Source organism: Hymenobacter sp. IS2118, from assembly GCF_000715495.1.
Taxonomy (GTDB): domain Bacteria; phylum Bacteroidota; class Bacteroidia; order Cytophagales; family Hymenobacteraceae; genus Hymenobacter.
In genome coordinates, this window is the sequence record NZ_JNLX01000196.1 from 94771 (window position 1) to 108993 (window position 14223).

The 14223-nt window shown below is 59.5% G+C and carries 11 protein-coding genes; 1 reads left to right on the plus strand and 10 read right to left on the minus strand.

All coding sequences use genetic code 11. The annotated features are described in order from the left end of the window. Positions 1-10: 10 nt before the first annotated feature. The 10 genes from murC to mraZ form a co-directional block, all read right to left on the minus strand. Positions 11-1408: a UDP-N-acetylmuramate--L-alanine ligase gene (gene murC, locus GM79_RS22230; RefSeq protein ID WP_035568126.1), complete on the minus strand. Its 1398-nt coding sequence runs from the start codon at positions 1406-1408 to the stop codon at positions 11-13. 233 nt (positions 1409-1641) lie between these two features. Next, entirely contained in the window at positions 1642-2745 is a 1104-nt protein-coding gene (murG, locus tag GM79_RS22235) for an undecaprenyldiphospho-muramoylpentapeptide beta-N-acetylglucosaminyltransferase (protein WP_200875641.1), read from the minus strand. A 4-nt stretch (positions 2746-2749) separates the two neighbouring features. Then, entirely contained in the window at positions 2750-3931 is a 1182-nt protein-coding gene (locus tag GM79_RS22240; RefSeq protein ID WP_035568127.1) for an FtsW/RodA/SpoVE family cell cycle protein, read from the minus strand. A gap of 133 nt (positions 3932-4064) precedes the next feature. After that, positions 4065-5429 carry a UDP-N-acetylmuramoyl-L-alanine--D-glutamate ligase gene (gene murD, locus GM79_RS22245; RefSeq protein WP_035568128.1) on the minus strand — a complete coding sequence of 455 codons (1365 nt, stop codon included), beginning with the start codon at positions 5427-5429 and terminating at the stop codon, positions 4065-4067. 93 nt (positions 5430-5522) lie between these two features. Beyond that, positions 5523-6743 (minus strand): phospho-N-acetylmuramoyl-pentapeptide-transferase, encoded by a 1221-nt coding sequence (mraY, locus tag GM79_RS22250; protein ID WP_035568129.1) that lies wholly within the window; start codon positions 6741-6743, stop codon positions 5523-5525. A gap of 24 nt (positions 6744-6767) precedes the next feature. Then, positions 6768-8240 carry a UDP-N-acetylmuramoyl-L-alanyl-D-glutamate--2,6-diaminopimelate ligase gene (locus tag GM79_RS22255; RefSeq protein ID WP_035568130.1) on the minus strand — a complete coding sequence of 491 codons (1473 nt, stop codon included), beginning with the start codon at positions 8238-8240 and terminating at the stop codon, positions 6768-6770. A gap of 53 nt (positions 8241-8293) precedes the next feature. Beyond that, entirely contained in the window at positions 8294-10720 is a 2427-nt protein-coding gene (locus GM79_RS22260) for a penicillin-binding protein (protein ID WP_081867941.1), read from the minus strand. Next, positions 10720-11616 (minus strand): FtsL-like putative cell division protein, encoded by an 897-nt coding sequence (locus tag GM79_RS25890; protein ID WP_200875642.1) that lies wholly within the window; start codon positions 11614-11616, stop codon positions 10720-10722. The genes GM79_RS22260 and GM79_RS25890 overlap by 1 nt, the downstream gene beginning before the upstream one ends. Positions 11617-11779: 163 nt before the next feature. After that, positions 11780-12703, minus strand: a complete 924-nt coding sequence (rsmH, locus tag GM79_RS22270) for a 16S rRNA (cytosine(1402)-N(4))-methyltransferase RsmH (protein WP_072008703.1) — start codon at positions 12701-12703, stop codon at positions 11780-11782. Continuing rightward, on the minus strand, positions 12700-13173 hold the full coding sequence (gene mraZ / locus GM79_RS22275; RefSeq protein WP_051719195.1) for a division/cell wall cluster transcriptional repressor MraZ: 474 nt from the start codon (positions 13171-13173) through the stop codon (positions 12700-12702). Before mraZ ends, rsmH begins: the two co-directional genes overlap by 4 nt. A gap of 334 nt (positions 13174-13507) precedes the next feature. On the opposite strand from mraZ, the gene GM79_RS22280 reads away from it, so the two are divergent. Then, entirely contained in the window at positions 13508-13933 is a 426-nt protein-coding gene (locus tag GM79_RS22280) for a hypothetical protein (protein WP_152560145.1), read from the plus strand. The last annotated feature ends 290 nt before the right edge of the window (positions 13934-14223 follow it).

Below are 14223 nucleotides of genomic sequence, written 5' to 3' on the forward strand. Positions count from 1 at the left end.
GGAGCGAAGGCTATTTCCAGCGCTCGGTCAGTATCAGTTTCAATTGCGGCACCAGAGTGTCAATATCCCCGGCTCCGACCGTGGCCAATATGTCGAATGAATTATCGGTTTTGGCGCTTGCTAATACTTGCTCTTTGGTTTGAATGGCTTTGGTTGGGGCGGTGATGCCGGGGAGAAGCATCGCTGAGGTTACGCCGGGTAGCGGCTTCTCCCGGGCCGGGTAAATATCCAACAAAAACACCTCATCTGCAATACTTAAGCTCTGGGCAAAGCCCTCGGCAAAGTCGCGGGTGCGGGTGAAAAGGTGGGGCTGAAAGACGACCCGCAGCCGCTTGCCCGGATACAACGCCCGCACCGAGCGCAAAAAGGCCTCTATTTCGCGCGGATGGTGGGCATAGTCGTCCAGATACACGTTTTCGGCGGCGGTCACCACAAACTCAAACCGGCGCTTTACGCCCCGGTAAGCCGCCACGGCCGCCCGAATCTTTTCAGGGCCAACGCCCTGAATTTGTGCCACGGCAGCGGCGGCCAGCATATTTTCCACGTTGTGGTAGCCCGGCACGGCCAGCTCCAATCCGGTTACCACGCCTTTGGGGCCAGTCAAATCGAAATGAAACTGGTGGCCTTCGGCAGCTATATCGGTTGCAAACAATTCCGGGCCCTGCTCGGCCGACAAGCCGTAGCGAATGATTGTGGTGCCTGCTGGGGCGGCAGCGGCCACGCTCGGGTGGGCGGTGTGGTTGATAAGCAGCGTGCCGCCGGGCTTGATTTGGCCCACAAACTGCCGGAAGGAGTCAATCAGCGCGTCTTGGTCGCCGTAAATGTCCAGGTGGTCAGCGTCGGTACTCGTCACGATGGCCACGTCGGGCAACAGGGTCAGGAAGCTGCGGTCGTACTCGTCGGCTTCCACTACGATGGGGGCGGCGGCACTGGCGGGCAGCAGCAGGTTGCTGCCCAGGTTCACGGCAATTCCGCCCAGGAAAGCGCCCACGTCCTGCCCGGCGTGGTGCAACAGGTGCGCCACCATGCTGCTGGTGGTGGTTTTACCGTGCGTGCCGGCCACGGCAATGGTGTAGCGCCCCTGTGTGAGCACGCCCAGCACCTGGCTGCGCTTGCGAATGTCGTAGCCCGCTTCCCGCAGCCAGGCCCACTCCAGGCTCTCAGCCGGAATAGCTGGGGTGAGCACCACCAATGTTTGAGTGCGGTTTTCCCTGATTTCAACGGGGATATTGGCCACCGCATCCACATAGTGAATGTTGATTCCTTCGGCAGTCAGCGTTTGCGTCAGGGGCGTTTCGGTTTTATCGTAGCCGCTTACCTGATGGCCGTTGGCATGAAACCAACGGGCCAGCGCCGACATGCCAATGCCACCAATGCCGAGAAAGAAAACGTAGGGAAACTGATTCAATAGTGCGGTTAAATGAAGTAGAGAAGCAAAGTAGTAGGCTAAATAGTCGTACACAAATAACCGTATTCTATTCAGGTTGTCATGCTGAGCTTGTCGAAGCATCTCTACCGCACCGTTGAACAATACGGACGGTGCGGTAGAGATGCTTCGACAAGCTCAGCATGACAAATTTTTTCTAAGATTATTTTTGCGCGCTCAATACTTGTCAGCGCACTCTTTGGCAATGTTTTTTTTTACTTTTTAATCAGTTTCAACAGCTCGTCCACAATCATATCCGTGGCATTGGGATGGGCCAATTCCCGAACGCGGGTGCTAAGCTGCTGTTGTCCGGCGGGGTCGTTGAGCAGGCGCAAGGCTTCGCCGTAGAGGCGGACTGGGGCCTCTGCGTCGGTGACGAGTAAGGCGGCGCCTTTATCGACCAGCGCGCGCGCGTTCTTGGTTTGGTGGTCTTCGGCCACGTTGGGCGAGGGCACCAGGATGCTGGCTTTGCCCGTCAGGCACAGCTCGGAAACCGACAGCGCGCCCGCCCGGCTGATGACCACATCGGCCGCGGCGTAGGCCAGGTCCATGCGTTTGATAAATTCCAGCGCATACAAATTATCGTCCTGGTAAGCTGCGGCCTGCTGCTGGGCTTCGGGGAAATAGAGCTTGCCGGTTTGCCAGAGCAGCTGCACGCCGGCTTCGCGCAGGCGTTGCAGGGCTGCGGCCGTGGCCATATTCAGGGTGCGGGCCCCGAGGCTGCCCCCCACCACCAGCAGGGTTTGCTTATTCGGATTCAACCCAAAGAACGCCAGGGCTTCGGCGCGGGAGCCGCCGGCTATTTCAGCGCGCACGGGGTTGCCGGTTACCACCAGCTTGCCCGCAGGGAAGAATTTCTCCATGCCCTCGTAAGCTACACAAATACGATTTACGCGGCGTGAGAGCAGCTTATTCACTAAGCCGGCGTACGAATTCTGCTCCTGGATGAGCGACGGAATGGCCCGCGAGGTAGCCGCCAGCAGCACCGGCGCCGAGGCGTAGCCCCCCACTCCTACCACGGCATCGGGTCGGAATTCCTCAATCAGCTTACCCGCTTTGCGCACCGAACGCAGCACGCGCACCGGAAACAACAGATTGCGCGGCGTGAGGCGGCGTTGCAAACCAGTGATGTCGAGTCCCACAATTTTGTAGCCGGCTTCGGGCACGCGCGTCATTTCCATGCGGCCGTTGGCGCCCACGAAAAGGATGTCGGTATCGGGCCGGCGGCGGCGCAACTCATTGGCAATGGCTACCGCCGGGAAAATATGCCCGCCGGTGCCGCCGCCGCTGATAATGACGCGCAGAGGTGAATTAGTCATATCCTCAAGCATACGCGGCCCGCTTGCTGGGGATGCGCGCTGTGTCGTCGGGCTCACCGGTCATGGGGCGCACCTCGCGCTCCCCGCGGCTGACCGCCAGGATAATACCGATGCTGATGCCCGTGAAAATAAGGGAGGTGCCGCCCATGCTCAACAAGGGCAGCGGCAGGCCGGTAATGGGCCCGAGCCCCACGGCCACGCCCATATTCACCAGCGCCTGCAGCACCAGACTGAAGCTAAGGCCCGCCGAAAGCAGGCCACCAAACGCGCCGTAGCTGTTCATCACCGTTTTGAGGCCTCGGTACAGGAAAGCGAGGTACAGAAACAGCACCACGCCCCCACCAATCAGGCCGTATTCTTCGATGATAATGGCGTAGATGAAGTCGGAATACGGGTGCGGCAGAATGTTGCGCTCGGTGCTTTTGCCGGGGCCTTTGCCGGCAATACCGCCCGTGGCGATGGCAATGTAGCTGTGCTCCAGCTGAAAAGGCACTTTCACGTTGGGGTTGCTGAAGTTCTCAATGCGCGACATCACCGTTTTGCCGCGCTGGCCCGAAGCCAGGCCCGCGCCGCCCACCACGACGCCAATGGCCAGCATCACGGCCATTTGCCGGAGCGGCACGCGCCCAATAAACATTAACAGCAGGCAGGTGGCGAACAGTAGCAGCGCCGTGGAGGCATTACTCAAAATGATGAGCCCGCAGATAATGCCGACCCACAGCATCACCGGGAAAAGCGTGGTCCAGAAGTCATCCAAATGCTGCTGCCGGCGGCTGAGCATGCTGGCCAAATGCGAAATCAAGGCCAGCTTGGCTAGGTCGGAAGGCTGAAACGTCTGGTTTACAACGGGAATGGTAATCCAGCGCGACGCCTCGTTAATGTTCGAGCCCATCAAATAGGTAAACAGCAGCAGCGGCACCGATAACAGCAGCGCGTACAGCGCCAGCCGCGAATAGTAGCGGTAGTCGACGCGGTGCGCCAGCCACATGAAGACCAATCCTACCAGAATAAGCGCGGTGTGCTTGAACAGAAAATGCTCGGTGTTGCCGTCCATCTTCTTATAAGCCAGCGTGCCAGTGGCCGAATACACCACCGCAATGCTGATAAAAGAGAACAGCAGCACAATGGCCCACAAAATGGGGTCGCCCTTAAGGCTCCGTTGCAACAGGTTTTTGGAGGGTTCCATGTGGTGGGGTGGTTTCTAGCGTTACTGGATTTCCAGAGTAAGATAGTTTCTAGTACAGGAGGGCAGGAGGGTAAGGGGGAAGGTAACAATTCTTGGATTTCAGTTTTTTCTAAACTCCTACCCTCTTACCCCCCTACCCTCTTACCCTTAAAACTGCGGCGGCAAACTGCCGGCCCCGGTCTTCGTAGTTTTTGAACAGGTCGAAGCTGGCGCAGCAGGGCGAGAGCAGCACCACGTCGCCGGGGGTGGCGAGGGCGGCGGCGCGGGCCACGGCGGCGGCCATGCTTTGGGTTTCTTCGATGTGCGGCACCACGCCCGCGAAGGCGGCGCGCAGCTTGGCATTGTCGACGCCCAGGCACACGAGGGCTTTCACCCGGTGCTGCGCCGGGCCGAGCAGGCTGCTGTAGTCGTTGCCTTTGTCGGTACCGCCGGCAATCCAGATAATGGGTTGCTTGATGCCGTCGAGGGCGTACCAGGCGGCTTCCACGTTGGTGGCCTTGCTGTCGTTGATGAACCGGACGCCGTTGATTTCGCCCACCAACTGCAGGCGGTGGTCAGCGTTCTGGAAGGTAGCCAGCGCGGTTTCAATTTGCTCGAGACTGAGGCCGGCGACGCGGGCAGCGAGCACGGCGGCCAGCATATTCTGGCGGTTGTGCTGGCCGATGAGGGGCGAGTTGGTGGTGTCGATGGTCTGCTGGCCGCCCTCGTCCATTTTCATGGGATGGAGGGTGGTGCGGAGTGTATGTTCGGCCGTGTAGTAGCCGGCCAGATGCACGTCGGGCCGGTGGTGCAGGCTGAACGGCAGGCGCTGAGTGGGCGCGAACGTCGATTGGAAATAACGGTTCGTTACTTCGTCATCGGCATTGTAAATGAAAGAATTCTCGCTGTCGAGGTTTTTGACGATACGCAGCTTGGCCTGCGCGTATTTCTCCAGCGAGTAGTCGTAGCGGTCGAGGTGGTCGGGCGTAATATTCAGCAGGATGGCAATCCAGGGCTGGAAGTCGTGGGTATCATCGAGCTGGAAGCTGCTCATTTCCACCACGTAGTAGTCGTGGGCGTCGGCAATAATCTGCTCGGCCAGACTGTAGCCCACGTTCCCGGCCAGGCCCACATTCAGGCCGGCGCTTTTCAGCAGGTGGTAGGTGAGCAGGGTAGTAGTGGTTTTGCCGTTGGTGCCCGTGATGCAGATGCACCGGGCCTTGGTATGGCGGCCGGCAAACTCAATTTCCGAGATAATAGGCGTGCCTTTTTCACGCAGCGCGCGGATGACCGGGGCTTTCTCAGGGATGCCGGGGCTTTTGATTACCTCGTCGGCTTGCAGAATTCGCTCCAGCGTATGCTGATTTTCCTCAAATTCCAGGCCGGCCTGGGCGAGCTTCTCCTTATACGCCGGCTGAATGACGCCACCGTCCGACACGAACACGGCGTGGCCTTTGGCCTGGGCTAATAAGGCGGCCCCTACCCCACTTTCGGCTGCTCCGAGGATTACAATGTTCATACTTTTTCGTTTGGGGTTCCCGCAGAGGAGCGCAGAGGGAAAACGCGGAGGTTCGCGGAGGCCTTGTTCTGCGAGCCCCTGCAGGAAATACTATTAGCGCAATTTCAAGGTGACCAACGTTATGACGGCCAGCATAATACCGACAATCCAGAAGCGCGATACGATTTTGGATTCGTGGTAGCCCAGCTTTTGGTAATGGTGGTGCAGCGGCGACATGCGCAACAGGCGGCGCCCTTCGCCGTACTTGCGCTTGGTGTACTTAAACCAGCCCACCTGCACCACAACCGACAGGTTTTCAATGATAAACACGCCGCACAAAACCGGAATCAACAGCTCCTTGCGCAACACCAACGCCAGCACCGTGATGATGCCGCCCAGCATCAGCGAACCCGTGTCGCCCATGAACACCTGCGCCGGGTACGAATTGTACCACAGAAACCCAATGCACGCCCCCACAAAGGCCGTGCAGAAAATAACCAGCTCGCCGGAATCCGGAATGAACATGACATCCAGATAATCAGCCAGTAACGCGTTACCGCTCACGAAGGCAAAAATGGCCAGCGTAACGCCGATAATGGCTGATGTGCCGGCCGCCAGACCGTCGAGGCCGTCGGTGAGGTTAGCGCCGTTGCTGATAGCCGTGACCAGAAAGATGACAATGGGAATGTAGAGGAAGCCGTAGAGGCCGTTGAAAATGGTGCCGGCCGTGGCAAACAAATTGGCGTAGTTCAACTCGTTGTCCTTCATAAACGGCACCGTGGTAATCATCAGGTGCACATCCTTGTAGAACTTGGTGGCGTTCACGGTCGAATACAGGCCGTTGGGCTGCAAATACTCGCGGATATTGACTTCGTTGCTGTAAAACAGCACCCAGCCCACCGTGATGCCCAGTCCTACCTGCCCCAGCACCTTAAATCGGCCGCTGAGCCCCTCCTTATTTTTGCGAAAAACCTTGATGTAATCGTCCAGAAAACCAATCAGGCCCAGCCACACTGTGCTCAGCAGCAGTAGAATAATATAGATATTACGCAGCCGGGCCAGCAGCAGCACCGGCACCAGAATGGCCAGAATGATGATGAGGCCACCCATCGTGGGGGTGCCGCGCTTCTCGGTTTGGCCCTGCAGGCCCAAGTCGCGCACGCTTTCACCAATCTGCTTCTCCTGCAAAATCCGAATCAGGCGATGCCCGAAGGTGAGGGCAATGAGCAGGGAAATGACAATGGCCAGCCCCGCCCGGAATGTGGTGTACTGAAACACCCCCAATCCGGGAATATGGTAATGCTCGTTGAGGTAACGAAAAAGGTAATAAAGCATTCAGGTACAGTTAGCAGCGGGCCGTTACTTGCCGAGGGCCGCAAAAATTTCGATTAAAATCAGCTTGTCGTCGAACGGCGCTTTCACGCCGCGGATTTCCTGGTAGTTTTCGTGGCCTTTGCCGGCCACCAGCACAATATCATTGGCGCCAGCCAATTGCACGGCGGTTTCGATGGCCGCCCGGCGGTCGGCCACGGTACGGACTTTAGCCGAGTCGGGCGCCGTAACGCCAGCCTGCATTTGGGCCAGAATCTCGTTGGGGTCCTCGAAGCGCGGGTTGTCGGCGGTGAGAATAACCTGGTTGGAAAACCGCGCCGCCAGGTTGGCCATGATGGGCCGTTTGGCTGCATCCCGATTGCCCCCGCAACCCACCACGGTAATAATCTGCTGGGTCGGCTGCCGGATTTCGAGCAGGGTTTGGAGCACGTTTTCCAGCGCGTCGGGCGTGTGGGCGTAATCCACGATGCCGGTGATACCCTGCTTGCCCGACAGCACCGGCTCGAACCGGCCCGGCGCCGTGGTCAGGCCCGAGAGAATGGTGAGTACTTCGGTGGGGTCTTCGCCCAGCAGCACCGCCGCGCCATACACGGCCAGCAGGTTGTAAGCATTGAACACCCCAATGAGGCGGAACAGGATTTCGCGGCCCTCAATTTCGAGGTGCAGGCCGTGTACTTCGTTGGCAATAAGCTTGGCGCGGAACGTGGCCGCGCCGCGCAGGGAATAGGTTTCGCGGCGGGCGGCGGTGTTTTGCAGCATCACCGGGCCGCGCTTGTCGTCGGCGTTGGTGAGGGCAAAAGCGGTTTTGGGCAGCGCGTCAAAAAAGCCCTTTTTGGCCTTCAGGTAGTTGTCGAACGTGCCGTGGTAATCGAGGTGGTCGTGGGTGAGGTTAGTGAATACGCCGCCGGCAAAGCGCAGCCCCGTAACGCGGTGCTGGGCTACAGCGTGGCTGCTCACTTCCATGCACACGTGGGTGCAGCCGGCCGCCACCATGCGGGCCAGCAGCGCGTTCAGCCGGATGGCGTCGGGCGTGGTGTGCGTGGCCGGAATCACCTCTTCGTCAATCTGATTCTGCACCGTGCTCAGCAGGCCCGCGTGGTAACCCAGCTCCCGCAACAGCTTGTGCAATAGCGTGGCGCAAGTGGTTTTGCCGTTGGTACCGGTCACCCCTATCAGCTGCAGCTGCCGCGACGGGTGCCCGTGAAACGCCGCCGCCATGTGGGCCAGCGCCGCGCCACTGTCCGCCACCAGTACGTAGGCCGTACCGGACGCCATAGTGGCCGGCAATTCTTCGCAAACCACCGCCGCCAGCCCCTGCGCCACCGCCGTTTCAATGAACTTGTGACCATCAGTAGCCGTGCCGCGCAGGGCGCAAAACGCCACGCCCGGCCCCGCCTCCCGCGAGTCGAGGGTGAGCGCCGTAACGGGCACGTCGGCGGGGCCGTGCTGGGCCAGCACGGTCACGTCGGTTAGCAGGGAAAAGAGCGGCAGGGAAGTCATGAGCGGAAAAATCGGCGGCCTGTCAAAATAAGGCAACCGGGCAAACGAAACAGTTAGGTGCGGCGGACAGCGGGCTTGGACGGCGTTGTGGTAGCCGGCTTTTTAGCCGCTTTGGCGGGAGTTTTCGGGGCGGAAGCTTTGGCTTTGGGAGTGGTTTTCTTGACGGTCGTGCTGGTCGTTTTTTTGGTGGCCGCCGGTTTTGCCGAAGCGGTTGCAGCCTTAGCCCGCAAAGATGTCGCTTTGGGTTTGGCCTTGGCGGCCGGGTCGGCGTCGGCCGGAATAATCAGCTTGTTCTCGGCCACTTTGGTGTGCTCGGGTTCCGGCAGGGCCTTGGGCGCTTCCAGCCGCGGGCCCGTTTCGGCCAGCGTGAGCGTGATAATGTCGCCCCGATTCAGGGCGCTGCCCACGGCCAGCGACTGCTCGCGCACCCGGCCCGTGCCCATAGCGCGCACGTGCAAGCCCCGGTTTTCAAGCAGAAACAAGGCGTCGCGCAAGGTCAGTCCTTTCGCCTGTGGCACGCGGCCGGGACGCACCGGGTTCACCACCAAGGCCACGGTGCGGGCGTGGAAAGCGGTGTCCGAAGCGGCCCGCACCCACTCTTCGCCCCCGGTGGCCTGGGTTTGGCCAGCGAGTCCCAGCTTCTGGCAGACCAGCGCCAGCTCGTCCTGCATGCCAGCGCGCACCAGCGGCACGCGGCTCTTGTTCAGGCGGGCTTTGGCCAGCAGCGGGCGCTGGCTCAGCAGGTCGCGCGCCATGCACTTATCGGCCACTTCGCGGAAGACCGGCGCGGCCACGTCGGCACCGTAGATACGGCCGTTGCGGGGCGAGTCCACCACCACAATGCAGCTGTACTTGGGCTTATCGGCCGGGAAGTACCCGCAAAAGCTAGTCGAGTAAGTTTTGGTGTAGCGCCCGTTTTTGAACTTCCAGGCCGTGCCGGTTTTGCCGGCAATGGCGTAGTCGTTGGGCCGGATGCTGCGGGCGGTGCCCCGCTCCACCACGCCTTCCATCATCGCCTTCACTTTGGCCAGCGTGGCATCCGAGCAAATTTTGGGGTTGAGCACCACGGTTTCGTTGCGCTGCAGCACCTTATCGGCCTGCTTGATTTCCTTCACGATGAGCGGCTGCACCTTCACCCCGCCGTTGGCAATGGCATTGTACAAGGCCAGCGTTTGCAGCGGCGCCAGCTTCAGCTCGTAGCCGATGCTCATGGTGGTGAGCGAGGTGCGGCTCCAGCTACGGTCCTGCGGGTCCTTCACGTAGGGCTTGGCTTCGCCGGCCATCTGGAAGCCCAACGGTTTATCGAGCCCGAATTTCTTGAGTTGGTCGTAATACTCGTTGGGGTTTTTCACGAAATTCTCGTGTACTAGCCGGGCTACGCCAATGTTGGAGGACTTCTCAAACACCTGCTGCACCGTGATGCGGCCGTAGCCGTGCGAGTCCGTTTTCACAGCCCCGCCAATGGCCATGCGGCCGTTGCCGGTGTCCACGATATCGTCGAGCTCAATATTGGGCCGCGCCTCCATCAGCGCCATCATCGACGCCAGCTTGAACGTAGAGCCCGGCTCGGTCCGGCCCTGGTCGGCAAAGGCGTAGTTGTAATCCTCCTTGTAGCTGCCGTCCGAGGCTTTGCCCAGGTTGGCCACCGCCTTGATTTCCCCGGTCGCGACTTCCATCAAAATCACGCAGCCGTACTGGGCATTGTTATCGACCAGCGACTTGTACAGAGCATTTTCGGCCACGTCCTGGAGGTTGATATCAAGCGTCGTCTTGATATCGTAGCCGGGCTGGGGCTTGATTTCGGTGCCGTCGTACACGGGCTTTACGCCGCCCGGCACCCGCTCAAATAGGGCTTCGCCGGCTTTGCCCGCCAGGCTTTGCTCAAACGTGTACTCCAATCCCGCGCCGTTCCGGTCTTCGTTGATGAAGCCAATCGTGCGCTGTGCCAGGCCGCCAAAAGGCCGAAACCGCTTGTCCACCTTCTCAAAAATGGCCCCGCCCCGGTTGCGCTTCTCCCGAAAAATGGGCCAGTTGGCCAGCTGCTTTTTCTCCTGAAAGTTGATTTGCCGGGAGTTGAGCCGAATGTACCGCACCACGTGCCGCTTGGGGTCGCGGGCATTTTTGAGCCGGCGGCGGTACTCCTGCACGCTGCGGTCGCCAAAAAAGTGCGACAGATGCCACGCCAGCGAATCCACGCCCGCGTCAAAAACGTCTTTTTCTACCACGCCAGGGTCCCAGGCCACCCGGTAAAAGGGCAGCGAAGTCGCCATAATACTCTCGTTATCAGAGTAGATATTGCCCCTTGTAGCCGGCACCGGCTGGTAGCTGATGCGCCGCTCCTGCTCCAGGGCCCGCCACCGCGCCCCTTCCTGGTACTGGATTTTGGTAGCTTTCCAGAAAATAGCAAACGAGAACACGGCCACCCCCAAAAAGGCCAGCCGCACCCGCGTCACAATGGAGTTTTTAACGCTGCCTTTCATCAGTTTCTTTCGATTTTACGCTGTCTGTCAGCTGTTTGGAACTTGGCTGGGCTACGCTTTTGAGTCTTGCTTTTGGCGCCTGCTTTGGCTACGGTCGCCTTGTTGCTACGGGCTGAAACCCTTGGTTTCGCGGCCTGGCTGGCTGCTGCTGCCGCCCGGCGAACGGGTTGAGCAGGCACGTTGGCCACAATTGTATCGTCGTCCAGGGGTTGCGGCGGCGCAATAATCTCCGGGCCGCTGTCCTCATCGCTGAGTGCCGCATCGCGCCGCCGGCCCGCCATAATATCGTTTTGCAGCGTCGCGGCCGAGTCGCGGGCCGCGCGGGCTGCCAGGGTATCGGCCGTCAGCACGGGCATCAGCTCCAGCTCGGCGGCATCGAGGCGGCCAGCGGGCACCGAAATGCGGAAAGGCGGTGAAGAGCTTTCAACCAGGCCAAAAGCCGCCACTTTGCGGGCCACTTCGCTCTGCTTGCTGGCCTCCATGTAGTCCGATTTCAGCGTGGTGTAGTCGGCGCGCAGGTCTTCGGTTTCCTGCTTGAGACGTTGAATACTCCGGTTCATGCGGTTGCCGTAGTGCGTGTTGCCAATGTAAAGCAGCGTGAGCAGCATCACAAAAAGCAGGTGCGGCAGAAAGCGCACCGGCAGGCCTTCCCGAAACAGGCCATCCACGCTTGTCACCCGGTCCAGTAATGAAAACAGGCTCCACGAGCTGCGGGGCCGGGGCTCCTTTTTGGGTTTGCGGGGCCGCTTTTCGCGCACCGGAGCCGGCGCGGGCTCCGGCACGGGCGCTTCGGCTACCACTTCTTCGGGCACCACTTCGGGCGCGGGGGCAGGCACTTCGCGGGGCACATTGGCCCGACGCGGCGCATTAGAAGGACGGAGCGTATTAGTAGCCATTGTTTCAGATGACGCTCAACGGTGAACCATTCGGGGAAACCAAAGCGGCCGCCGGGCCATACACTGCCGCCCGGCACTGCCCCCAAACCAGCCTTGAACCAGCATATTGCAAGGTGTATATTTTCAAGGCTTTACTCATTGACTTATGCTCCTTTTCGGTAAGCTAGTTGCGAATTGCAACACGCAATTTAGCACTTCTGGCCCGGCTGTTCAGGGCTATTTCGTTGGGGTCGGCTTCTTCCGGCTTGCGATTCACGGCCTCAAATGGCTTGCTCTCATTGCCAAAGAAGTCTTTTTCAACGGCTCCAAAAAACTTTCCCTTGCCGATAAAATTCTTTACCAGCCGGTCTTCCAGCGAGTGGTAGCTCATCACCACCAGCCGGCCGCCGGGGCGAAGCACCTCGGCCGTTTGCAACAGCATTTCCTGTAGCGCCTGCATCTCCTGGTTTACTTCGATGCGCAGGGCCTGAAATACCTGGGCCAGGTATTTATTTTCCTTGCCACGGGGCGTGCAGGGCTGAATGGCCTGCTTCAACTCGGCAATGGTTGCGAGGCGACGGCCGCGGCGGGCAGCCCCCACGGTCTGGGCCAGGGTGCGGGCATTGGTCACCTCGCCGTACATCCCGAAGATGCGGTGCAGGTCGGCCTCCTTGTAATCGTTGAGGATGTCCGCGGCTGTCAACGGCCCGTCGGGGTCCATGCGCATGTCCAGCGGCCCATCAAACCGCGTGGAAAAGCCTCGCTCCGGGGTGTCAAACTGGTGCGAACTGACGCCCAGGTCGGCCAGCAAGCCGTCCACCGGCAACACGCCCAGCTGCTGTAATTCCGCAGTTAAGTCACGGAAATTAGCCTTGACAAATGTAAACGCCGGGCCGATTAACTTTTCTGCTTCCGCTTCTGCGTCGGCATCCTGGTCAAAGCTGTACAGATGGCCCGTCGTCAGCTTTTCGAGAATGCGGGCGGAATGCCCGCCCCCACCAAAGGTCACGTCGACGTAGCGGCCGTTGGGTTGCAGGTCGAGGGCGGCCAGGCACTGGGCCAGCATCACGGGACGGTGGTAGGCGGTATCGTTGGTGTATTCGCTCACGCCAGGGGGCCGCTTTGGGGCGGGGTTTCAACTGATAAAAACTTCTGCGCCAATTTACTAAAGGTCTGCTGGTCTTTTATGAGATACTCATCGTAGCGGCTGGGGTCCCAGATTTCGCAGCGGTTTCCCAGGCCCACGATGATGGCTTCTTTTTCAATTCCGGCATAGCGCAACATGCTGCGAGGCAGCATGAAACGGTTGATGGAGTCAAGCTCCACCTCCGTCATCCCGCGAAAGAAATTCCGCTGAAACTGACGATACTCCTCGTTGAACTCGTCCAAGGCCATCACCTTTTCGTGGATAACGCGCCAAGCCGCCCGCGGATACAGCACGAGGCAGGGCTCAAACCCGCGCACCAGAATTAGCTGGTTGCCCGATTCCTCCGGCAAATTGCCCTTGACTTTGGCCGGGAGCACAAGCCGCCCTTTGGGGTCCAGCTTGCATTCATATTCGCCGGACAACAGGTTCATGGGCACAGACCGCCAAGGGAAACGGAGACGGTATTGGCAAATGTACGGGAACCACATCAAAAATCAACCACGATTTACCATTTCCTACCACAAATAAAAAACAGGCTTCACGTGCTAAAAATCCAACTATTTTGGGGTTGCTGGTCAGATTAAACCCCTGCTTATTGAGCCCGTCAATTCTCAAGCAGCCAAATTGACAGTAGTGACCAGGCACCGTTCTGGGAGCACCTGCTGCGTTCCCCACGCCCGGATACCGCACACCGCTGGTCCGGATTTCATACGCCGACAAGTTGGTGCTGGCTTTACCTTTGCGGGTACCATGCGTCCTTATCCCTTGTCCCATCGCCTCGTTAGTGTTATGCTGGCCGTGCTGGTGCTCACTACTTCGGTGGGGCTCACGGTACAGCGGCTGACCTGCAATCTGAGTGGGCGTAGCATGGTCGCGGTTTCGGTGCCGGGACGAGCCGACTTGCGTGGCTGCACCGAAGAACTGGTGCCGGCCACATCCCAGGCCACCGATAACTGCTGCGATTTCAGCCAACAGGTGCACAAGCTGTCGGTGGCCGTGCACGAGCTAGTGACCAAGGTGCTGTTGCTGGCCCCGTTGCCGGCCACGGTAGCGGCGCTTGAGTTAGCTTGGCCCGCCGGGCCGGCGCTGGTGTTTTCGCAAACCACTGCACCCCGCTGGTTCGCGGCCGATTCCTCCCCACCCCTGGGCGGGCGCGGACTGCTGGTATTCGTCTGCACGCTCGTGGTTTAGGGTTTCTGAAAGCGCGCTGCGCCGCTCTAGTAGCAAGCAGGGCACTTTAGCGCGGCTATGGGCCGCTGACTTTTCAGAAGCACTACTTAACTCACTGCCAAGATGAACTATTTGTGCGGGAAGCTTCGGCTACCCTACTTAGAGCCTATCCGGAAAATAAGGAAGTTGTAGCCGAGCGCGAGAATTTTGGGGTTACCACACCTAACAAATTTCCCGTTGCGCCCGACTACAACCGAATACGAAGCTACCATACACGCCGATTTTTTGCCTTCTCCCGCACTCTGGGCCGC